Annotated in this window: 21 protein-coding genes and 1 pseudogene; 12 read left to right on the plus strand and 10 right to left on the minus strand. The window is 72.5% G+C overall.

Features of this window, described 5'->3' with window-relative positions:
- Window positions 1-12: 12 nt before the first annotated feature.
- On the minus strand, window positions 13-222 hold the full coding sequence (locus tag MUY14_RS08060; protein ID WP_247022140.1) for a CsbD family protein: 210 nt from the start codon (window positions 220-222) through the stop codon (window positions 13-15).
- A 226-nt stretch (window positions 223-448) separates the two neighbouring features.
- Here MUY14_RS08060 and MUY14_RS08065 point away from each other — a divergent pair, with 226 nt between their 5' ends.
- The 7 genes from MUY14_RS08065 to MUY14_RS08095 all read left to right on the plus strand — a co-directional run bounded on the left by MUY14_RS08065 (window position 449) and on the right by MUY14_RS08095 (window position 7326).
- Window positions 449-916 (plus strand): Asp23/Gls24 family envelope stress response protein, encoded by a 468-nt coding sequence (locus MUY14_RS08065; protein WP_247022141.1) that lies wholly within the window; start codon window positions 449-451, stop codon window positions 914-916.
- Window positions 913-1221, plus strand: a complete 309-nt coding sequence (locus MUY14_RS08070; protein WP_247022142.1) for a hypothetical protein — start codon at window positions 913-915, stop codon at window positions 1219-1221. Before MUY14_RS08065 ends, MUY14_RS08070 begins: the two co-directional genes overlap by 4 nt.
- Complete coding sequence (locus tag MUY14_RS08075) at window positions 1218-1394, plus strand: hypothetical protein (protein ID WP_247022143.1); 177 nt, start codon at window positions 1218-1220, stop codon at window positions 1392-1394. The genes MUY14_RS08070 and MUY14_RS08075 overlap by 4 nt, the downstream gene beginning before the upstream one ends.
- 5 nt (window positions 1395-1399) lie before the next feature.
- Window positions 1400-1780, plus strand: coding sequence for an Asp23/Gls24 family envelope stress response protein (locus MUY14_RS08080; RefSeq protein ID WP_247022145.1), 381 nt, complete (start codon window positions 1400-1402; stop codon window positions 1778-1780).
- Window positions 1777-2307, plus strand: a complete 531-nt coding sequence (locus MUY14_RS08085; protein ID WP_247022147.1) for a DUF6286 domain-containing protein — start codon at window positions 1777-1779, stop codon at window positions 2305-2307. The genes MUY14_RS08080 and MUY14_RS08085 overlap by 4 nt, the downstream gene beginning before the upstream one ends.
- Complete coding sequence (locus MUY14_RS08090) at window positions 2304-2876, plus strand: alkaline shock response membrane anchor protein AmaP (RefSeq protein WP_247022148.1); 573 nt, start codon at window positions 2304-2306, stop codon at window positions 2874-2876. Before MUY14_RS08085 ends, MUY14_RS08090 begins: the two co-directional genes overlap by 4 nt.
- Before the next feature lie 364 nt (window positions 2877-3240).
- Entirely contained in the window at window positions 3241-7326 is a 4086-nt protein-coding gene (locus MUY14_RS08095) for a hypothetical protein (RefSeq protein ID WP_247022149.1), read from the plus strand.
- Window positions 7327-8084: 758 nt separating this feature from the next.
- Here the strand turns inward: MUY14_RS08095 and MUY14_RS08100 are convergent.
- The 3 genes and pseudogenes from MUY14_RS08100 to MUY14_RS08110 all read right to left on the minus strand — a co-directional run.
- Window positions 8085-8180, minus strand: a pseudogene (locus tag MUY14_RS08100) (fasciclin domain-containing protein); the annotation flags it as partial.
- 247 nt (window positions 8181-8427) lie between these two features.
- Window positions 8428-9030 (minus strand): DUF305 domain-containing protein, encoded by a 603-nt coding sequence (locus tag MUY14_RS08105; protein ID WP_247022151.1) that lies wholly within the window; start codon window positions 9028-9030, stop codon window positions 8428-8430.
- Window positions 9031-9084: 54 nt separating this feature from the next.
- The gene (locus tag MUY14_RS08110) at window positions 9085-9471 is read right to left on the minus strand and encodes a hypothetical protein (protein WP_247022152.1); all 387 of its coding nucleotides are present in this window, start codon (window positions 9469-9471) and stop codon (window positions 9085-9087) included.
- Window positions 9472-9591: 120 nt separating this feature from the next.
- Here MUY14_RS08110 and MUY14_RS08115 point away from each other — a divergent pair, with 120 nt between their 5' ends.
- The 4 genes from MUY14_RS08115 to MUY14_RS08130 all read left to right on the plus strand — a co-directional run bounded on the left by MUY14_RS08115 (window position 9592) and on the right by MUY14_RS08130 (window position 13182).
- Window positions 9592-9840: a hypothetical protein gene (locus MUY14_RS08115; RefSeq protein WP_247022153.1), complete on the plus strand. Its 249-nt coding sequence runs from the start codon at window positions 9592-9594 to the stop codon at window positions 9838-9840.
- A gap of 338 nt (window positions 9841-10178) precedes the next feature.
- Window positions 10179-11384 carry a sodium:proton antiporter gene (locus MUY14_RS08120; RefSeq protein ID WP_247022154.1) on the plus strand — a complete coding sequence of 402 codons (1206 nt, stop codon included), beginning with the start codon at window positions 10179-10181 and terminating at the stop codon, window positions 11382-11384.
- 39 nt (window positions 11385-11423) lie between these two features.
- Entirely contained in the window at window positions 11424-11870 is a 447-nt protein-coding gene (locus MUY14_RS08125; protein ID WP_247022155.1) for a CBS domain-containing protein, read from the plus strand.
- Window positions 11871-11886: 16 nt separating this feature from the next.
- Window positions 11887-13182, plus strand: a complete 1296-nt coding sequence (locus MUY14_RS08130; RefSeq protein WP_247022156.1) for an SLC13 family permease — start codon at window positions 11887-11889, stop codon at window positions 13180-13182.
- Between the two features lie 138 nt (window positions 13183-13320).
- Here MUY14_RS08130 and MUY14_RS08135 read toward each other — a convergent pair whose 3' ends face one another.
- From MUY14_RS08135 to MUY14_RS08160, 6 genes are read right to left on the minus strand one after another with little or no spacing between them, the layout of a single operon-like run.
- Window positions 13321-13857: a DUF2231 domain-containing protein gene (locus tag MUY14_RS08135; RefSeq protein WP_247022157.1), complete on the minus strand. Its 537-nt coding sequence runs from the start codon at window positions 13855-13857 to the stop codon at window positions 13321-13323.
- Window positions 13858-13901: 44 nt separating this feature from the next.
- Window positions 13902-14597 carry an FAD:protein FMN transferase gene (locus MUY14_RS08140; RefSeq protein WP_247022158.1) on the minus strand — a complete coding sequence of 232 codons (696 nt, stop codon included), beginning with the start codon at window positions 14595-14597 and terminating at the stop codon, window positions 13902-13904.
- Window positions 14598-14638: 41 nt separating this feature from the next.
- Complete coding sequence (locus MUY14_RS08145) at window positions 14639-15082, minus strand: FMN-binding protein (RefSeq protein ID WP_247022159.1); 444 nt, start codon at window positions 15080-15082, stop codon at window positions 14639-14641.
- Window positions 15083-15095: 13 nt separating this feature from the next.
- Window positions 15096-16478 (minus strand): ferric reductase-like transmembrane domain-containing protein, encoded by a 1383-nt coding sequence (locus MUY14_RS08150; RefSeq protein WP_247022161.1) that lies wholly within the window; start codon window positions 16476-16478, stop codon window positions 15096-15098.
- A gap of 48 nt (window positions 16479-16526) precedes the next feature.
- Window positions 16527-17906: an ATP-binding protein gene (locus MUY14_RS08155; protein WP_247022162.1), complete on the minus strand. Its 1380-nt coding sequence runs from the start codon at window positions 17904-17906 to the stop codon at window positions 16527-16529.
- Window positions 17903-18601 carry a response regulator transcription factor gene (locus MUY14_RS08160; protein ID WP_281506326.1) on the minus strand — a complete coding sequence of 233 codons (699 nt, stop codon included), beginning with the start codon at window positions 18599-18601 and terminating at the stop codon, window positions 17903-17905. Before MUY14_RS08160 ends, MUY14_RS08155 begins: the two co-directional genes overlap by 4 nt.
- A gap of 586 nt (window positions 18602-19187) precedes the next feature.
- On the opposite strand from MUY14_RS08160, the gene MUY14_RS08165 reads away from it, so the two are divergent.
- On the plus strand, window positions 19188-19520 hold the full coding sequence (locus MUY14_RS08165; RefSeq protein WP_247022165.1) for a DUF2267 domain-containing protein: 333 nt from the start codon (window positions 19188-19190) through the stop codon (window positions 19518-19520).
- Window positions 19521-19529: the final 9 nt, after the last annotated feature.

Genomic DNA, 19529 nt, shown 5'->3' on the forward strand with positions numbered 1-19529 from the left:
AAGCGCTGGAGATCAGTCCTTGCCGACCACGTTGCGCAGCTTGGCGGCCGCGTTGCCGACGGCGTCCTTCACGTCCTCGACCGCTTCCTTGAGCCCGGCCTTGGCCTGGTCGGCCTGGCCTTCGGTCCGCAGGTCGTCGTTCCCGGTCACGTTTCCGGCCGCTTCCTTGCCTTTGCCGGCCAGGTCGTCGGCCTTGGCCCCGATCTTGTCACCCAACGCCATGCCCGTGCTCCCTTTCTCCGGTGGACGTTCTCACTGTGCACGACACCCGGGCGAAAACGGTCCTCATGCCCCCGACCGGGTGATCACCGCGACCGGTTCGGGAGAGACGCAGGACACACGATCGGGTCGTGACAGTCCGGCGAACCGCGTGTCTGTCCAGTGTGGAGGGAACAATGAAACGACGTTCCCTGCACCGCACGGTTTCCACACGAGTGAAGGAGATGCCATGACGAACGCCACCAGCACCAGGGTGCCCGCCCAGCAGGCTTCGGCCGAGGCCGCCAAGAAGGACGGCGCGCTGGTGACCTCGCAGGGATCGACCTCGATTTCCGAGGTCGTGGTGCAGAAGATCGCCGGCCTGGCCACGCGGGAGATCCCTGGGGTGCACGCCCTCGGCGGCGGTGCCGCGCGGGCGTTCTCGGCCATCCGCGAGCGGATCCCGGGCGCGACAGCGTCGGCCGGGCAAGGCGTGTCGGTCGAGGTCGGGGAGAAGCAGGCCGCCGTCGACCTGCAGATCGTCGTCGAATACGGCGTCTCCATCGCGGACCTGTCGCGCTCGGTGCGCCGCAACGTGATCACCGCGGTCGAGAAGATGAGCGGACTCGAGGTGGTCGAGGTCAACATCAACGTCGGCGACCTGCACATCCCGTCCGAGGACGAAGACGGGGCCGGCGAGACCGGCCGGGTGCAGTGACGCCCGAGCCGGACGCCGTCCGGATCGCCGATGCCGTGCGGGCCGTGCCCGGGGTGAGCGGCCTGCACGGCGGGCGGTTCGGCGAGATCGCCACCCTCCTCCCGCCCCGGCGGGTCACCGGCGTCCGTGTCCGCGACGAGGACGTCACCATCGCGATCGCCGCGCGCTACCCGGTGGTGGTCGCCGACGTCGCCGCGGCCGTGCGGGCCGCCGCCGGAGTCGACGGGCGGCCCGTGCACGTCGTCGTCGCCGACCTGGTCGAACCGTCGACCGTGGAGGAACAACCGAAGGAGAAGGTCTCGTGAACTCGACTCAACTCGGTCTGCTCACCGGCCTCGTGCTCGGGCTGGCCGTCGCGATCGGTGGCTTCGGCGCGTTCGCGATCGTCGCCGTGCTCGGCGTCATCGGCTTTCTGGCCGGCCGCTACCTCGATGGCAAGCTCGACCTGTCGCAGCTCAGTGGCCGCGGTCGGGGCTGAGTGCCGTGACCACGACACTGACCGCCCCGAGCGCCGAGCGCGGGGCGCTGACCATCGCCGACCAGGTGGTCGAACGACTGGCCGTGCACGCGGTTCGGGAGGTCGAGGACGTCGGCGGCGCGGCCGGGCGCGTCCTCGGGCTGAGCGTCGGCGGGGAGGATCTCGACCGCTCCGCGAAGGTGAGCGTCCGCGTCGACGGCGAGGCCGTCACGCTCGACGTGCGGCTCTCGATCGTGTACCCCGCCTCGGTCGCGCGGACCACCGGCCGGGTGCGTGAGCACCTGCGACAGCGGGTGGCCGAGCTGACCGGGTTGACGGTGACGCGCGTCGACATCACCGTCACCGCGCTGCACACCACGGCGGCGACACCCCGGAGGGTGGCGTGAAGCGCCACCCGCGCCGCAGCCTCCCGGCCACACTGACCGCGCTCGTGCTGCTGGCCGCGTGCGTGCTCGTCGCGGTGGTCGCCGTCCAGCTGATCCTCGGGCAACGGCCGTGGATCAGCGTCGAGGCCGTCGCGTCATGGCTGCACGGGCAACGCTGGACGGACCTGCTGCCGGCCGCCGCCGGTGGGATCGCCGCGCTGCTCGGACTGGTTCTGCTGCTGGTCGCCGCACTGCCGGGTGCCGCCACCGTGCTGCCCGTGGAGGGTGGTCCGTTCGAGGCGGGGGTCGCTCGCGCCGGCTACCGCTCGACGCTGCGGGCGGCGGCGGCCGCGGTCGACGGTGCCTCCGCCGCCGCGGTCAAGCTCACCGCTCGCCGGGTCAAGGTCCGCGTCACCACCGCCCGTACCCGGCCGGACGGCCTCGCCGACGCCGTCCGCGAGGCGGTCGGTCACCGGCTCGACCAGATTCGCCCGGCCAATCGGCCCACCGTCTCGGTTCGGGTCCGCGCACCCCGGAGGTCGTCGTGACGAACCTGAACCGCCCGGCCCGGCTCAACCGGCTCCTGCTCGGCCTGTTCGGGCTCGTCCTGCTGGCGGCGGGCGGGTTCGCAGTCGCCACCCACTTCGGGCGGCTGCGCGTCCTCGACCCCGCGTCGCCGCTGGTGCCGGGCACGGCAAGGCCGCCGACCTGGGTGCTGTACGTGGCCGCTGCGTCGGCGGTCGTGCTCGGGCTGCTGGTGCTGCGCTGGCTGCTCGCCCAGCTCGCCCGCAGGCCCCGAACGCAGATCTGGCGGTTCGAAGCCGACCCGGAGCACGGCCGGACGGAGCTGGCGGCCGACGCCGCGGTCGTGCCGTTCGCCGAGGAGCTGCGGGCCTACCCCGGCGTGCACGGCGCTCGCGCGACGCTGGCCGGGCCCCGCACGGATCCCGGCCTGGCGCTGGTGATCTCGGTGACGCAGGACGGCGATCCCGCGCGGATCCGGGAGCGCGTGGAAACCGAGGGACTGCCGCGGCTGCGCCAGGCCTTGGACTTGGACGAGCTGCCGGTCGCGGTCGAATTCCGCTTCAGCTCGGCGACCGGCCTCCGGGCCCGCTGACGCGACCGGCTCCTCAGCGCCCGCATCCTGGGATGGACGATCCACGGGCCTGGTCGCGCGAGAACGCGACGTGCCGGCCCGCCGCCGATCACGAGGGGCCGGTGGGTGGCCGCATTGCACGACGTCGCCCGTCGTGTCGAGGGCAAGCGCCGGCGCCGGCGCTGTGGTGCTGCGCGGCGAGGACGTCCCAGCGGTACGGCGGTTCGCGGGCAAACCGATCGGCCCGCAGTGGAATCGGGTGGCGGACCAGCGCGTCTGGCACGGTGCACCCGGACCAGGCTCGGCCTGAGCGAAGGCATCCGGGGCACCACGATCGATTGAATGATCATCTTTCTGCCAGCTGTTTTCCGCCCGGGCACGCACGATGACCGGAGCAACAGCCGAGGTGGAGGTGTCCGGTTCGATGGGTGGCTGGTCGCGGCGGAAAGTGCCGGCGCTGGTGGCGGTGGTGGCGTTGCTCGCGTGGTGTGTGTCCGCGTTCGGGCCGGCGGCGCGCGCCGCCGCCGCGACCCACGACTGCGGGTTCGCCTCGGCGGGCACCGGTACCTACGCGCGGACGCTGTGCTGGTTCGACCTGTCCGGGTACGACGCCGCGGAGGCCACCTCCGCGGCGGGGCAGCGGCTGACCTTCGCGCTGCCCGGCGGGTACCGCCTCGCGGTCACGCTCAAGGTGTCCGGCGGTCCCGTGGCCGCGAACCGGCTGCCGACCTACTCCGCGGCCTACCTGGGCAACTCCGGGCACTACACGGGGGTTCCGGGGCAGCCGGCGCTGTACCAGACCTCCTTCGGCTCGACGACGGTCGCCGCGCTGACCGACATCGTGGCCACCGACAGCACCGGGGCGGTGGTGCAGGGCTACGCGCTGGTCGGCGCCGACGCCGAATCGACCGACGCCGGCGAGTCGATCGAGTGGACCTCGTCCTCGCGGCTCGAGTCGCTGACCGCCACCGGGACCGATCCGGGGATCGGCAACGCCTGCGGCGGCGCGTACACCGGCATCGGCACCCGGACGGTGCGGTGCGCCGGGCGCACGGGCGCCAACAAGACCGGCACCGCGATCATCTCCGCCGAAGACCCCACGTCGTTCAGCCAGCGCATGGTGGGTGGCGGGCGCCAGGCGGTGGGGTTCGGCGTGCTGGTCTCCAGCCTCCAGCTGACCAAGAAGGTCGTGCGGGGTTTCCCCGGCGACTCCTTCGCCGTCTCGGTCGCCGCGCCGGGCGGGAGCGTGCTCGGTGCCGCCGACACCGGCGGCGGCACCTCGGCGAGCACCGGCGAAGTCACGGTGCTGGCCGGTGCCCGCGGGGGCGACTACACCCTGGGGGAGACGGCGACCTCGGGGCTGGAGTCCAATTACGACAGAGCCTGGTCCTGCACGCGCAACGGCGAGACGGACGGGGAACTGCCCACCGGCGACGCCGGTGGCTCGGCGCGGGTGCACGTCGGCATCGGCGACTTCGTGTCCTGCACGGTCACGAACACGGCGAAACCCGCGACGCTGAAGCTGGAGAAGCACGCCGCCGCAGCGGTCGACGTGAACCGCAACGGGATCACCGACGCGGGTGACACCATCGGGTACACCTTCACCGTCACCAACACCGGCGCGCTGGAGCTGCACGACATCACCGTGACCGACGCCAAGGCCGGACCGGTCACGTGCCCTCGGTCGAGCCTCGCGCCGGGGGAGTCGCAGACCTGCACCGCGCGTGCCCCGTACGTCGTCAGCCCGGCCGACGAGAACTCCGGGGCGGCGGTCAACACCGCAACGGCCTCCGGGCTCCCGCCGGGCAGCGCCACCCGGGTGACGTCGGACCCCTCGTCGACCCGCACCCCGACCGAGAAGCCGGCGCCGGCCCTGACGCTGAAGAAGTCGGTCTCGCCCGACAACCCGGACGCTTACACCGCCGGCCGGCCGATCACCTACTCGTTCCGGGTGACCAACACGGGCAACGTGCCGCTGAACGAGATCGGCGTCGACGAGACCGCGTTCTCCGGCAGCGGCGTCCTGTCCACCACGCTGTGCCCGGTCGCCACGCTGGCTCCCGGCGCGAGCACGACCTGCACCGCCACCTACGTCCTGACCCAGGCCGACGTCGATGCGGGCCGGCTGGACAACACCGCCACCGCGCACGGCAAGCAGCCCGGCTCGACGGTCCCGACCACGTCGAACCCCTCGAGCGTCTCGGTCCCGACGCCGGCGCACCCGGCGATCACCCTGGTCAAGACCGCCGACCCGACCACCGTCGACCGCGCCGGCCAGTCCGTCGGCTACACGTTCCTGGTCACCAACACCGGTGACGTGACGCTGCGCGACGTCGGGGTCGCCGAGACCCGGTTCACCGGCTCCGGCCCGGCGCCCGTCGTGTCCTGCCCGTCCGGGGCGCTCGCTCCCGGTGCCGCGCGGACCTGCCGGGCGACCTACCCGGTCACGCAGGCCGACATCGACGCGGGTGCGGTCGAGAACACCGCCGTCGCGCACGGCACGGCACCGCGCGCGGCGGAACCGACCACGTCGGCGCCGTCGTCGGCGAAGGTGACCGTCACCCGCGCGGCCGCGTTGACCCTGGCGAAGTCCGCGGACCCGGCCACCGTCGCTTCCGTTGGCGAGCCGGTCCGCTACTCGTTCACGCTGCGGAACACCGGCAACGTGACGCTGACCGGGGTGGCGGTCACCGAAGGCGCGTTCAGCGGCCGTGGAACGCTGTCTCCCGTCGCCTGCCCGGCCGGGAGCGACGTGCTGGCCCCCGGCCAGGTCGTCACCTGCACGGCTGACTACGCGGTGACCCAGGCCGACCTCGACGCCGGCCGGATCACCAACAGCGCCACCGCGGCGGGAACCCCGCCCCCAGGGTTGCCGGCCGTGACCACGCCGCCGGCGTCCGCGGTCGTCACCGCCGGCGGCGGCCCCGCGCTCACCTTGGTCAAGTCCGCCGAACCGGCCACTGTCGCCGGTGCCGGGGAGACTGTGACCTACCGGTTCGCCGTGACCAACACCGGGAACCGCACCCTCGCCTCGGTGGCCGTGCGCGAGACGGCGTTCAGCGGCTCCGGCCCGGCGCCGGTCGTCGAGTGCCCGTCGCGGACGCTGGCGCCCGGGCAGGCACAGACCTGCACCGCTGCCTACACCCTGACCCAGGCGGACGCCGACGCCGGAGCGGTGACCAACACGGCCGAGGCGACCGGCACCGGTCCCGGCGGCGAACCGGTCACCTCGAGTCCGTCGCAGGCACAGGTGACCGTGCCCGGCAAGCCGGGACTGTCACTGGTCAAGTCGGCGGACCCGTCCGACGACGGCCACTTCCGGGCCGGGCAGGCGGTCACCTACACCTTCGTGGTCACCAACACCGGGAACCGCACGCTGACCGCGGTCGAGGTGCGCGAGACAGCGTTCTCGGGCACCGGCCGCCTTTCCCCGCCGGCCTGCCCGGGCGGCGGCGCGACGGTGGCCAGGCTGGCGCCGGGGGAGCAGGCGATCTGCACCGCCGGCTACGTGCTCACCCAGTCCGATGTGGACGCCGGGAAGGTCGTCAACACCGCGGTCGCCACCGGTACCCCGCCCGAAGGCGAACCGCCGGTCTCGGAGCCGTCGACGGTTGTCGTGCCGACGCCGCCGGACGCCGCGCTCGGCCTGGCGAAGACGGCTTCGCCGGAGACGGTTTCCGCGGCCGGACAGGAGGTCACCTACTCGTTCGTCGTCACCAACACCGGCAACGTGACGCTCACCGCGCTGTCGGTCCGCGAAACCCACTTCACCGGGAGCGGCAGGCCACCGGCTCCGGTCTGCCCCGCCGGCGCGTTGGCGCCGGGACAACATGTCACGTGTACAGCCACCTACCGCGTCACACAGTCCGATGTGGACGCCGGGCGGATCGACAACACGGCCGTCGCGGCCGGCACCCCGCCCTCGGGCGGGCCACCGGTGGAGTCGGCGCCCGCGAGCGCGGCGGTGCGGATCACCGCGGCCGCGGCCCTCACGATCACCAAGGCGGCCCGGCCGATCGACGTGAACGGCGACGGCTCGATCGGTGCCGGCGACCGGATCGAGTGGACGATCACCGTCACCAACACGGGCGCGGTCACCGTCCGGGAGATCCGGGTCGACGACCCGTCGGCGGGCGCGGTGACCTGCCCTGCGACGGCACTGGTGCCGGGGCAGGCGATGACGTGCACGGTGCCCGCGCACACCGTCACCGCCGCCGACGTGGCCACGGGTCGGGTGCGCAACGTAGCCACCGCGGCCGGCACCGGATCCGACGGATCGGCGGTCCCCGCCGGGCAGGCGGTCGCCGACGTCCCGGTCACTCCCGCACCGGCACCGGCACCGGCCCGGAGCCCGCACCGGCTACCCGACACCGGCACGGACGTGGGCAGGCTGCTCGGCCTGTCGGGCGTGCTGCTCCTGGCCGGAGCGGCGCTGTGCGCGGCCGTCAGGCGACGCGACGCGGGCCGGTGAACCGGTGCGGAGTCGTTCGGGCCGTTCCGTTCTTGCGCCCGACGAAGCCGAGGGTGTTCTGCAACGCCGTGTTCGGGCCGACGCCCGGGGGACCCGGCCGCGGGCGGCTGGGCGGTCGCCCTCGTCGTCGCGCCGGGCATGCCCGCCGCCCGGTTCAGCATCAGCGCCGTGGAACGCGAGAGATCGCCGGCTCGCCTTCGTTTCCTCGCTGGCGTCGCGGCGATGGGGTTGTGGCGCCACGCGGTTCACCCGCGGCGCGGGCAGTGGAACCGGCCGGCGTCGGAACGTGAGCTTCGGGCTCGTCAGCGGCGGGCCGTACTGGTGGCTGACGGCGCTCCCGCCGGGCATCGTCCTGGGCGGCCGAGAGTCCCGAAGCCCGGTAATCGTGCGGTAAGGATCATCGGGCGGGAACCGTGTGAGACTGGGGTGATCCGACGAGGAGGTCACCATGACCCGCAGTCACCCGCACCCGGCCTCGACCGGCGGTGCGACCTGGAACCGGTGGAGCCGCACGGGAATCTCGGTCGTTTTCGCACTGATCGTGGCCGGCGGCGCGAAAGTCGCGTTCGACCTCAGCAGCACCATGATGACGCACCTCGCCGCCGTGGGTGCCTGGATGATCCTCGCGCTGGGGCTGGCCTACGCGGGAGTCCGGATTCGGCCTGGCCTCGGCGGCGCGCTCTTGACGGGCTTCGGAATCGGGGCCTTGCTGGTGGTTTCTTCGGCGGTATGCAGATGTTCGCCTGACCGCCGTACACGATCACGAAGACGGTGGCGTTCTTGGTGGGGATGGTGCTGCAGAGGATCTTCGCGCCGTTGACGGTCATGTTCTCGCCCGAGCCCTCGGTAGCCACGAACCTGGCACCGACGGGCAACTTTTCCGCCGGAATTCCCTTCCGGACACGGAGTTGCGGCAACTCCTGAGTTGCCGGGCAAGCCGGCGCTCCGCAGCGTTCCAGCGCACACCCCTGATCGCCGCTTCGAATTCGCCGAACTGCTGCACGCCCCCCGGCCGGCGTGGCCGGGATAGAGCGACGGAACGGGCGAGTCTGGGCAACTGCGTCGCGTAGTTGCCCAGACTCGCCCGCCGACCGCAAGGGATCAGCTCTGCTGCAGCAGGCCCTGCATCTCGGTGATCTCCGCCTGCTGGGCGTCGATGATCTTCTGGGCGAGCGCCTTCGCATCGGGGTTGCTGCCCCTGCTCAGTTCGTACTCGGCCATGCCGACCGCGCCCCGGTGATGGTTGATCATCATGTCGAGCCACGCCCTGTCGAACTCGGTGCCCTTGGCGGCATCGAGCTTCGTCATGTCGTCGGCCGACATCATGCCGGGCATCGACTCGGCGGTCATTCCCGGCATGGTCGACGTCGCGCTCGCGCCCCAAGTGGACAGCCACCCCTGCATCAGCTTGATCTCGGGGTCTTGCGCCTTCTCGATCCGTCCGGCGAGATCGACGACCTTCGGGTTGGTGCTTCGCGTGGGCACCAGTTTCGCCATGTCGAGGGCCTGGCTGTGGTGCGGGATCATCTGCCGGGCGAACGTGACGTCGTCCGCGTTGTGCCCCGCCCGCGGACCGGAGGCGGGTGCTGGAGCCGGCGCGGAGGAATGCGACTCCATGCCGGACATCGAGTCGTTGCTGCTGCACGCGCCGAGGACGGCAGCTGAGGCGACGGCGAGCGCGCCGAGGAACAGTTTTTTGCGCACGACAAAACCTTCTCTGGGAGGTGGGTGTGACAGTGGCCGGTGTGGTCCGGCACATCACACCCGCAACACGCAGAGAACGTTCAGAACGGACCGCCCAGGTCTGTCCGGTGGTCGCTCCGGAATTGACGAGCCGCGCGGGTAACTCCGTGGGACGGGGTTTCCGGCCTCCGGGCGCCGTACGAACAAAAGCCGGGCCAACAGGAGCGCGCCGATCGCGGTCAAGACGGCGAGGCACAGGTGGAGCGTGTCGTGCGCGCCATCGGGGCCGGGAGCGTGGTGTTCGCCCGAGCCCGTGCCGGCGCTCATGCTTGTGGAAACGGAGGTTGTTGCCACGGTGTGGGGCTCGTCGTCGGACGCCGACACGTGGTGCATTGCGGTCACGCACAGCGCGAGCAAGCACAGCAGGATGACCTGCTGCACTCGGCCGATGCGCTCCGCCATGTCTCCACTGTACTCAGCTGTGGCTCGCAGCCGCCCGAGGGCGTGCCCGGCGCAGCGAACCTACTCGGTGCCCCGTAGTGCGCGTAGCGCCCGTCTTCCCGCTGTCCTCGAGCAGCAGTGATGCTGCTCTCCGACCTGCCGCCGATCCGGACTCGCGCCGAGGCCCTCGACGCGTTGTGCATTGCGGCCTGGGAGGAGTTCCGCTTGCACGGACTGCGTGTCGTCCAGCTCGGTGAGGGCACCGGTGTCGTCCGCTACGGCATCGCGGTGACGCGCTCCGCGCTGCCGTATTGGGCGCAGGTGAGCAGTGTCTACCCGCGCCGGCCCAGCGGCTGGAAGCTCACCTTCCCCCAGCGGACCCGCCGGTGAGACGTGCGGCCGCCACCGGCGCGTGGCGGTGGTCGCACGAACCTCAGCGGCCGGTGAAGGCCTGGTCGACGAACGCCGTGTGCTGCTCGAGGCACTTCTGCACGGAGGCCCGCTCCTGACCCTGGGGCGCCTGCTGGATGGCACGACGACTCCGACGAAGAGCGCCATCGTCGGACGCAGGGCGAGGTCCCCGCGCAGGGCCCGCAGCGCGGTTTCGATCGCGCCTCCGGTTTGCCCCCGGCCGGTCTTTGCGGCATCTTTACGCGTGGAGTGCCGGGAAGTCTGGTCGGCCCTTCGCCCGGAGCGGGTGGAGGTGGCGACTCGAGGACGGATTTTCCATGGCGCTCGTCTTGGCGTTCGGCGTCGTCCTGCTCATCAGTGTCTCCCTGTCCGGTGTCGCGGCGCGGACGGTGCTGTCGACGGCGCTGCTGTTCCTGCTCGCCGGCGCGCTCATCGGCCAGGGCGGTTTCGGCCTGGTGAAGATCGCGCCGCACGACCCGCTGGTGACCGCGCTGGCCGACATCGCGCTCTTCACGGTGTTGTTCACCGACGGCCAGCGAGCCAACGTCCGGGCGTTGCGGGAGGGCTGGCGGCTGTCGGGCCGGGCGCTGGGCCTGGGCATGCCGCTGACGATGATCGGGATCGCGGTCCCGGCGCACTTCCTGGTCGGCCTGGACTGGCCGACGGCCCTGCTGCTCGGCGCGATCCTCTCGCCGACGGACCCGGTGTTCGCGGCGGCGATCGTCGGCCGCGACGACGTGCCGCTGCGGCTGCGGCGGCTGCTCAACGTCGAGTCCGGGCTCAACGACGGGCTCGCGCTGCCGTTCGTGCTGATCTTCCTGGCCACCGCCGCGCACGCCGACTCCGACCTGGGAAAGGTCGGGATCGAGCTGGTGCTGGGCCTGGTCCTGGGCATCGCCATCCCCGCGCTGGTGACGCTGGCCTGGCGGCTGAAGGTGTTGACCGCCGAGCCGCGGCTGCAGGCGCTCGGCCCGCTCGCCGTCGCCGTGATGCTGTACGCCGCCTGCCACCTGACCCACGCCAACCCGTACCTGGCCGCGTTCGCTGCCGGATCGACGCTGGCCACGATGGACAAGATGGCCGCCGAGCACTTCGAGCCGCTGGGCGACCTGCTCTCGGAGATCACGAAGTTCGCGGCGCTGCTGGTCTTCGGCGCGCTGGTCACGCCGGAACGCCTGGGGCACCTGAGCGTGGGTGGCTGGGTGCTCGCCGTGCTGGCGATCGTCCTGGTCCGCCCGGCCGCGATGGCGTTGTCGCTGCTGCGGACGAAGATGTCCGGCCGCGAGCGGGCCGCGGCCGCCTGGTTCGGGCCGAAGGGGTTCGCCTCGGTGGTCTACGGGCTGCTGGCCCTGCAGTCGGGCATCCCGGACGCCGAGCTGGTGTTCGACCTGGTCACCGTAACGATCGCGTTGTCGATCGTGCTGCATTCCTCGACCGACGTCCCGGTGGCGAAGGCGCTGAGCTTCGAGCCACCGGACAACCTGCCCACCGGCCGTCAAGAAACCGGAAGGAGCACCGGATAGTGCGCCGCGACCCCGCTCCGCCCGCCGTACGCTGGGTGGATGCACGCTGTGGAGATGGCCGAGGAGTACCCGGTCGTGGACGTCGACTCCGACGCGCTCGCCGCGGCGAAGCTGCTGGCCGAGCGGCGGCTGCCGGGCCTCGTCGTGACCGACGCGTCCGGGTGCCCGTGCTCGATTCTGCCGGCGTCGCAGGTGGTGCAGTTCCTGGTGCCGCGGTACGTGCAGGACGACCCGTCGCTGGCCGGTGTCCTGGACGAGTCGATGGCCGACCGGATCGCGGACAAGCTGGGCCGCAAGACCGTCCGGTCGCTGCTGCCCGAGAAGCCGTCGGAGCTGCCTCGCGTGCAGGGCGACGACACGATCGTGGAGGTCGCGGCGATCATGGCCCGCCTGCGCTGCCCGCTGGTCGCCGTCATGGAGGACAAGCGGCTGCTCGGCGTCATTTCCGCGTCGCGGCTGCTGGAACTGGCACTCACGCACGGCTGAACCCGGGGGCGGCGCGATGAGCACCGTCCTCGCCGTCGCGGTCTTCGTCGTCGCGTACGTCTTCATCGCCACCGAGAAGATCCCGAAGATGGTCGCGGCCCTCGCCGGTGCCGGAGTCGTGCTGGCCTTCGGGGTGACCGGCGCCGAGGACGCGTTCTACTCCCACGACACCGGCATCGACTGGGACGTCGTCTTCCTGCTGCTCGGGATGATGATCATCGTCGGTGTGCTGCGCCGCACCGGCGTGTTCGAGTACGTCGCCATCTGGGCGGCCAAGCGGGCCAAGGGCTCGCCGCTGCGGATCATGGTCCTGCTGGTGCTGATCACCGCCGTCGCGTCGGCGTTCCTCGACAACGTCACCACCGTGCTGTTGGTCGCCCCGGTCACGTTGCTGGTGTGCGACCGGCTCGACATCAAGCCCACGCCGTTCCTGATCGCGGAGGTGCTGGCGTCGAACATCGGCGGCGCGGCGACGCTGATCGGTGACCCGCCGAACATCATCATCGGCAGCCGCGCCGGCCTGTCGTTCAACGACTTCCTGCTCACCATGACGCCGATCGTCGCGATCGAACTCGTCGCGTTCACGCTCGCGCTGCGCTGGGTCTTCCGGGGGTCCTTCGCCGTGGACCCGGCGCGGGTGGCCGACGTGATGCGGCTGAACGAACGGGAGGCGATCCGCGACCGCGGCCTGCTGGTCAAGTGCGGGGTCGTGCTGCTGGCGGTGTTCGCCGGGTTCGTGGGTCACTCGCTGTTCCACATCGAGCCGTCCGTGGTGGCCCTGCTGGGTGCCGGCGTCCTCGTGCTGATTTCGCGCGCCGAGCCGAAGGACTTCCTGGCCGGGGTCGAGTGGGAGACGCTGCTGTTCTTCGCCGGCCTGTTCATCATGATCGGCGCGCTGGTCAAGACCGGCGTGATCGGGGACCTGGCGAAGCTGGCGGCCGACGCCACCGGCGGGAACGCGCTCTTGGCGGTGATGCTGATCCTCGTGGTGTCGACGGTGCTGTCCGGGGTGATCGACAACATCCCGTACGTGGCGACGATGAGCCCGCTGGTGCTGGCGCTGACGCAGGACATCCCGGATCCGGGGCACTCGGAGGCGCTGTGGTGGTCGCTGGCGCTGGGCGCGGACTTCGGCGGCAACATGACGGCGATCGGCGCCAGCGCCAACGTGGTGATGCTCGGCATCGCGGCGCGGTCGGGCAGTCCGATCTCGTTCTGGGAGTTCACCCGCAAGGGTGCGCAGGTCACGCTGCTCACCGTGCTGATCGCGGCGCCTTACCTCTGGCTGCGTTACTTCGTGTTCGGCTGGTGAAGCCCTTGGCTGTGGCCGTCGGCGCGGCCAGGGAGCTGCCGGTGTTGCGGCCGCGCAGGCCTCTTCCGTCGTGGTGTGCCCGCCGAGCGTGTCCACTTCGGCCCCGGGATGCTCGGCGAAGGCTGACCGGCCGCTGCATCAACGCTCGGGACCCCGCGGCGCGGGGGTCGAGCTGTACTGGCCTTGCCAGGTGGCTTGGGCGCCGGAGTCGCCGATGCGGTAGACGTCGTAGACCGCCGCGCCCGCGGCCACCACGGCGAGGGCCGAGAGCGCCACCGTCACCGCGGTGGACGCCGGGGCCAGGAAGGTGCGGCGGCCGGTCGCGTTCGCGGTGTCGGCGGCTGGGGTCCGCAGGCTCTCGCGGCGGCGCCACCACACCAGGAGTGCGAGCACGGCCACCGGGATCGCGACCCACAGCGCCGTGTCGCCGAGTTCGGTGTGGGTGCGGACCAGCGGGGTCGACGCGACGCGGCGTTCGAGCCATTCGCCGGCGTCGGTGGTGATGGGGACCAGGATCACGACCAGGGCGGCCAGGATCGCGTTGGGGCCGGCCAGTTTGGCGCGCGCCGCGGGCCAGAGTGCGCTCAGCACCAGCAGGAGCGCGGACAACGGCAGCAGGACGACGATGGCGTGCACGAGCAGGATGTGGGCGGGCAGGCCGCTGACGGTGGTCATGGTGTCCTTTGTGGAGTGTGGTCGGGGGCGGGGCCGGCGGTCGGTCAGGGAGCCCGGGCGAGCGCGGCTACCCGGTAGCCCGGGGCGTGGGTGGCGACCCAGCGTTCGACGTCTTCGCCGCCGCGGGCGAACGCGGCCGTGGCGAAGACGTCGGCCCACAGCAGGCTCGGGCCGGTGACCGTCACGGCGAGCAGATCGCCGGGATGGCGGCCGGTGTGCGGGTCGATGATGTGCTTGCCTCGTTCGGCCGAGCCGGATGTGGCGACGCCGCCGCTGCGCAACTCGAGGATGGTGAGGAAGGCGTTGGTGTTCTGCGGGTCTTGGACGGCGACCTGCCACGCCGGGCACCGGGAGGCCACGCGGCCGGTGACGTCGCCGCCGGCGTTGAGGTAGTGGTCGAACCCGTGCAGGCGGGTGAGATGGGTGGCGGCGCCTTCGGCCGCCCAGCCCTTCACGAGGCCGGACGGGTCGAATCCGCCGGGGAGCCACGCGTCGAAGTACCCTCCGGTCCGCTGCCGGGCTTTCTCGCACAGCGCCACGACCTCGGTGACCCAGGGATGGGCGTCGCCGGGGGAGAGCTCCCGGCGGCGGATCGCGCCGACCTGGCTGTCCGGGCGGTAGGTGCTGAACAGTTCGTCGGCGGCGCGCAGGTGCCCGAACACCGCGGCCACGGCCGGTTCCACGGCCGGGTCGCTGTCCACCCGGGGGCCGCGCAGGTGCAGGCTCATCTCGGTGCCCATGATCGACCGGGTCCAGGACCGGCGCTGTCGCTGCGGGCTCGTCATCCGTGGGCCGCGTCGATCGCGGACTGCAGGGACTGCTGGTAGCCCTCGGAGGTGTAGGTCGCGCCGCTGACGGTGTCGATCTGCGCGCTCTGCGCCTGCAGCGCCTCCTGGTTCAGCTCGGGCACGGCTTCGGAGTTGATCCGGACGTCGCGGCCGCTTTCCTGGGGGTACTCGACGGCCTGGGCGTCGGTGATCCGGCCGCCGGCGACGGTGATCCGCACCCGCACCGGGCCGTAGCGGGTGTCGGCGGCGTCGCCGGTGAAGGTGCCGTCGCCGCCCGAGGCGCCACCGGACGTCGTCGGACTCGCCGCGGCGGACGGCTGGCCGCCGCCGAGCGGCCGTCCGGCGGCGACCGGGGTCTGGTCGGTGCTGGTGCGGTAGCTGAACAACAGCACGACGATCGAGACGGTCGCGGCGAGGGCGATGGCGATCCTGCGCATCGGAAGTCCTTTCCTACCAGGCGAACCGCTCGGCGTGGACGCGGTCGGCGGGGACGCCGGCGCGGCGGGCGCTCTCGAGCACGGCGGCGGTCCAGGTGGCGGGGCCGCAGACGTAGACTTCGTGGTCGGCGATGTCGGGCACCAGGTGGCGCAGCACCTGCTCGTCGGGCACCGGGGCGTAGCCGGCGGGCAGCCACGACGCGCGGGCGCGGGAGCGGCGGCCGAGCAGGTAGTGGAGCCGGACCCCGCGCCGGGCGGCGAGGTCGTCGAGTTCCTGGCGGAACAGCAGGTCGGCCGCGCGGCCGGCGCGCTGGAACAGCACGGCTTCCCCCGGGTGGTAGGGGAGTTCGTCGAGGAGCGCGCGCAGGGGCGTGATCCCGATGCCGGAGGCGAACAGCGCGATCTTCCGTCCTTTTCGGACAGTCGAGGTCAAGCGGCCGTACGGGCCCTCGAAGAGCGCCGGCGTACCGGGCCGCAGGGTGGCCAGCCGGCGGCTGCCCGCACCGAGGTCTTTCGCCGTGATCCGCAGCCGCTGCCCGTCGGGGGCGGCCGAGAGGGAGAACGGTTTGCCACGTGTCCAGCCGGGCCCGGAGCGGAATCGCCAGATGAAGAACTGGCCCGCGGCCACGGGAAGCCGGTCGAGGTCGCGGCCGCGCAGGTACACCGAGACGACGCCGCGGCCTTCCGGCACGACCTGTTCCACTACCAGCCGGTGCCGGAGGTTGAGCCACCCCGGCAGCCCGAGGCGGAACACGAGCACGGCGCCGGCCGCCACCGCGTAAGCGGTCCACCAGAAGACCGTGGCGGCCGGGGACGCGGTGAAGTCGGCGCCGGTCCACAGCTGGTGCGGCAGCGCCAGGCCGGCGCCGAGGTAGGCGTAGAGGTGCAGCAGGTGCCAGGACTCGTAGCGCAGCCGCCGGCGGGCCGCGCGCACCGACGTCCCGGCGACCATGCCCAGCGCGGCCGTCCCGGCGGCCGCCAGGAGCATGCCCGGGTAGGTCGTGACCAGCGCCCAGGTCTCGGCGAGGACACCGGAGCGGTCCGTCGCGGCGTAGCCGAGGGTGATGAGCACGATGTGCGCGGCGAGCAGGGTGATGGAGGTGAAGCCGGCGAGCCGGTGCCGGCGGGTGAGCTCGTCCTGGCCGTAGCTGCGTTCGACCCACGGGATCCGGGCCATCAGCAGCAGCTGCAGGAGCAGGAGGTCGGCCGATACGAGGCCGGTCAGCCGGCCGGTGGCGGTGAAGAAGTCCGTGCGGAGGTCCTGCAGGCCGCGCCCGGACACCCAGAGCGCGACCACGAACAGCACGCTCAGCCAGGCCGTCAAGCCGGCGACATCACGCCACCACGCGCGGACCGCGGGCCGCGCGACGCGGTGGGTGACGAGAGTGGCGGACATCGGGCTCCTCGGGTGATCGCTTTCGGGATCCACCCTTCCGGAGCCCGGTTAGCCGCCGACGTGACCAGGGTGAGAACTCGGTAAGAGAAGATCGGCGCCGACGGTGAACCCGACCACCGCGCCGCCGCCCGGCCGCGGTCCGGCGAACACCGACCCGCCGTGGGCGAGGGCGATCTCGCGCACGATGGCCAGCCCGAGGCCGGAGCCGGGCAGGCCGCGGGCCCCGTCCGCGCGGTGGAAGCGGTCGAACACGCGGGCCGCGTCCTCCTCGCCGACGCCGGGACCGCGGTCGAGCACCCGGACCCGCCCGTCCCGCACCTCGACCTCGATCGGGCCGTCCGGGGCGAACTTCACGGCGTTCTCCAGCAGGTTCGCGACCGCGCGTTCGAGTGCTTTGGCCTGACCGGTCAGGGTCGTCGCGTCGGCCTCGACGGTGATGGTGCGTCCCGAGCGGTGCCGGACGCGAGCGGCGGCGTGGCCGGCGATCTCGCCCAGCTCGACCGGGGCGGGCTCTTCGGCTTCGTAGCGGCGGGTGGCGAGTTCGACGAGCTCGTCGATCAGGTGGGTCAGCTCGCGGGCTTCCCCGTCGACGTCGTCGAGCAGCCGGGCGCGGGCGTCCGGGCCGAGCTCGGCGAAGCGGCGCAGGACGGTGGCGTTCGTGCGCAGGCTGGTCAGTGGGGTCCGCAGCTCGTGCGCGGCGTCCTGGACCAGGCGTTCCTGGTCGGCGCGGGCGTCGGCGAGCCGGCCGAGCATCCGGTCGAAGGACGTCGCGAGCCGCCCGACCTCGTCGCGGCCGCCGGTGGGGACGGCGACGTCGTCGAGGCGGCCGTCACTGACCTGTTCGGTGACGTCGGTCAGCCGGACGAGCCGGCGGGTGATCTGGCGGGCCAGCAGCCAGCCGGCGAGCGCCGCGGCGGCCAGGACCAGGGCGCTGACGCCGGTGATGCGGGCGGCCAGCTCCTTCAGCACGTGGCGGGACTCGTCCACGTCGATGCCGAGCTGAACGGCTCCGCGGCCGGGGCCCAGGGCGACGGTGATCACGCGGTAGTCGTCGCGGCCCGCCGTGACGTCCCAGTAGCGGTGGTCACCGAGGGAGCCGGTGGCGGCCAGGGCCCGATCGGCGTCGGCGACGTCGAGGTGCACCCGGCGGCCGCCGATCGGGCGGGCGGTCCCGTCCGGGGCGATCGACTGGGCGACCATCGGCTGGGCCTCGTCGTGGTCGTCGTCATCGGGACCGCGGGTGACCGGGCTCGGTGCGAGCACCTGCGTCGCGCCGGCCGCGACTTCCGCCGAGGTGGTGAGCAGCGAGCGGTCCAGCTCCGCGTCGATCCGCTGGGAGGCCGCCTGGTAGCTGAACACCCCGACCAGGATGGCCGCGGCGGCGCCGACGCCGGCGAACGCGATCGCGAGCTTGCTGCGCAGGTTCACGACGGCCGCACCGAGTAGCCCACGCCGCGCACGGTGTGGATGAGTCCGGTGGCGCCGGCCTGGTCCAGCTTGCGCCGGAGGTAGCCGATGTAAACGGCGAGGTTCTTCGAGTCCGAACCGAACTCGTAGCCCCAGATCCGCTGGTAGATGGTGGAGCGGTCGAGCACGATGCCGGCGTTGCGGACCAGCAGTTCCAGGAGGTCGAACTCGGTCTTGGACAGGGTGATCTCGGTGCCCTGCCACCAGACGCGGCGGGCGGCGGGGTCGACCGCGAGCTCGCCCAGCCGCAGGGTCCTCGCGGTGGCCGTGCCGGGTTCGGCCGAGGTGCGGCGCAGCAGGGCCCGCAGCCGGGCGAGGAGCTCGTCGAGTTCGAAGGGCTTGGACAGGTAGTCGTCGGCGCCGGCGTCCAGGCCGGCCACCCGATCGGGGGTTTCGACCCGGGCGGTGAGCATGAGGATCGGGGTCTGGTCGCCTTCGGCGCGCAGCACGCGGCACACGCCGAGGCCGTCGACGCCGGGCATCATGACGTCGACGATCAGCACGTCGAACTCTTCGCGCCGGGCCGTGGCCAGCGCGCTCACACCGTCGGTCACCTCGGTGACGTCGTAGCGTTCAAGCTCGAGCGCGCGCACGAGCGATTCGCGGATGGCGCGGTCGTCGTCGGCGAGCAGGACGCGGTGCGGCATGCCCGCCATCATGCCCGCCCGCCGGGAGCGCGGCGGATCGGCGGGCGCAAGCGGTCGAGCACGGACTGGAGCCGCGTCGCCGCGACAGGTCTCGTCGTCGGCCCGCGATGCCGCGGGCCGGTGAACCGCTCGAGGCGTCGGTGGGTCCTCTCCGGCGGCGAAGCACTCACCCGGCGCCTCGAAGGTGAGCTGGCCCGCTTCGCCGACCGGATCACCCGCTGGAAGTCCACCTCGGCGACGAAAGCGCCGCGGGAGCGGACCGGCGGTGCGTGCTCGAGGCTCGTCCTGTCGGCCGTCGGCCGGTTTCCGTCACCCACCACGCGGGGGCGGTGGCCGAGGCGTGTCATGGCGCCGCGGGCAAGCTCTACGACCTGCTGGACCGCGTGTACGACCGCGCGCACCACCACAAGGGCGGCCGGACGATCCGGCACCGGGAAGCAGCGGCGGCCGCCGTCGCGAGCCCGGCCACAACGCTCCTCGGTGGGGAAACCGGCCTCGTGGAATCCGGCGCCCGAGGGGCCGGAAGGCCTGACCGCCGGTGACTTCCGGCCAAAGCCCCGGCCGGGGCTCCGCCGGAGGAGAACCTGAGTTCGTCGTGGGAAGATGGCCCACCGCGTGCTGCGCGCGTGGCTGCGCGTCGTCCGCGACCGGCTGCCCGGCGGTGCTGCTGCGCGGCGAGTTCTTCGACGGCTGGAACCCCGGCCGGGTCCCGGTGGCCTACGACGTCGCGGAGTTCTGCGAACGGTTCGCCGCTGAGGCCGGGATCCACCAGAGCCAGGTCGCGGACGCGGCCGTCGCGGTCAGCACCGCGCTGGACACCTTGTGCTCCGCCGGGAACCTCGATCACGTCCTGGCGTCGTTGCCGGGTCCGCTCAGGAGCCTTCTCGCTCCGGATCCCCTTGGCAGCCGCCGCCGCGAACGGTGGTGACCGCCGGGT

The organism is Amycolatopsis sp. FBCC-B4732, from assembly GCF_023008405.1.
Taxonomy (GTDB): domain Bacteria; phylum Actinomycetota; class Actinomycetes; order Mycobacteriales; family Pseudonocardiaceae; genus Amycolatopsis; species Amycolatopsis pretoriensis_A.

Coding starts and splice junctions, on each gene's coding strand:
- MUY14_RS08060 (WP_247022140.1), bottom strand. CDS start 222: ATGGCGTTGGGTGACAAGATCGGGGCCAAGGCCGACGACCTGGCCGGC.
- MUY14_RS08065 (WP_247022141.1), top strand. CDS start 449: ATGACGAACGCCACCAGCACCAGGGTGCCCGCCCAGCAGGCTTCGGCC.
- MUY14_RS08095 (WP_247022149.1), top strand. CDS start 3,241: ATGACCGGAGCAACAGCCGAGGTGGAGGTGTCCGGTTCGATGGGTGGC.
- MUY14_RS08110 (WP_247022152.1), bottom strand. CDS start 9,471: ATGGCGGAGCGCATCGGCCGAGTGCAGCAGGTCATCCTGCTGTGCTTG.
- MUY14_RS08115 (WP_247022153.1), top strand. CDS start 9,592: ATGCTGCTCTCCGACCTGCCGCCGATCCGGACTCGCGCCGAGGCCCTC.
- MUY14_RS08120 (WP_247022154.1), top strand. CDS start 10,179: ATGGCGCTCGTCTTGGCGTTCGGCGTCGTCCTGCTCATCAGTGTCTCC.
- MUY14_RS08125 (WP_247022155.1), top strand. CDS start 11,424: ATGCACGCTGTGGAGATGGCCGAGGAGTACCCGGTCGTGGACGTCGAC.
- MUY14_RS08130 (WP_247022156.1), top strand. CDS start 11,887: ATGAGCACCGTCCTCGCCGTCGCGGTCTTCGTCGTCGCGTACGTCTTC.
- MUY14_RS08135 (WP_247022157.1), bottom strand. CDS start 13,857: ATGACCACCGTCAGCGGCCTGCCCGCCCACATCCTGCTCGTGCACGCC.
- MUY14_RS08140 (WP_247022158.1), bottom strand. CDS start 14,597: ATGGGCACCGAGATGAGCCTGCACCTGCGCGGCCCCCGGGTGGACAGC.
- MUY14_RS08145 (WP_247022159.1), bottom strand. CDS start 15,082: ATGCGCAGGATCGCCATCGCCCTCGCCGCGACCGTCTCGATCGTCGTG.
- MUY14_RS08150 (WP_247022161.1), bottom strand. CDS start 16,478: ATGTCCGCCACTCTCGTCACCCACCGCGTCGCGCGGCCCGCGGTCCGC.
- MUY14_RS08160 (WP_281506326.1), bottom strand. CDS start 18,601: ATGGCGGGCATGCCGCACCGCGTCCTGCTCGCCGACGACGACCGCGCC.